An 834-nucleotide genomic window follows, 5' to 3' on the forward strand; every position below is an offset into this window, starting at 1 on the left:
CGAGAAAGAACGACAACGTGTTGAAATGTTGTTGCAAGATGTGAGCCATCGTATTGGCAACTCTCTTGGTACGGTCTCTTCTTTGCTAGGGCTCCAATTAAATCGCAGTGACAATGAAGAGGTGCGTTCTGTTCTTGGTGCAGCACGTGACCGTATCCAGACAATCTCCACAGCGCATCGTCGTTTGCGTTTGAGTGATGATATGGAAACAACTTTATTGGCAGAGTTTCTCAGTTCGGTAGTGCATGATGTTGAATTGGCAATGCCTCTTGAATTGCGGGAAAATATCACCATTCACACGAACTTTAAAGAGTGCCGATTGTCTTCAAGAGATGCGACGACATTGGGCATTATTCTTGGTGAGTTGTTGACAAACTCCTTAAAACATGCCTTTCCTGATAAACGCTCTGGTGATATTTACATCTCATTTGGTCCTCAGAAAAATGGGCAACTGATGCTGATTGTGGAAGATAATGGTGTGGGCATGAAGAATCAAACGCAAGAGAAAAAAACAGGTCTTGGTCGGGTGGTCGTTGAACAGCTTTGTATGCAGTTTGGTGAAAAACCGCTTTTTGAAACTTCTGCTTTGGGAGGAACAAAAATTGTAATTCCTTTGCCCAAATTAACCCCCAATGCCTCAAAAGAAGCCTATGCTTGATTTTAAATAAAGAACCAGTGCATACATGGCAACACATTGATTTATGATAATAATTCATTGTTTCGCATGTTGAATGAGAATCTTCGAATACATTAAGATTCTCTTACTTCAAACCTGTGTATATTCCATCAATAAAAACTATTCGATGACACATTACAAGCTGAATTGGCGTGTGG

At 40.8% G+C, this 834-nt stretch carries 1 protein-coding gene; it reads left to right on the forward strand.

The genetic code is table 11. The annotated features are described in order from the left end of the window. Positions 1-658, forward strand: a 658-nt coding sequence (locus tag ACFIO5_RS10435) for a sensor histidine kinase (RefSeq protein WP_375705364.1), incomplete at its 5' end; no start/stop codon positions are given. Positions 659-834 lie beyond the last annotated feature (176 nt).

The sequence above is a fragment of the Bartonella sp. AA86SXKL genome, assembly GCF_042196885.1.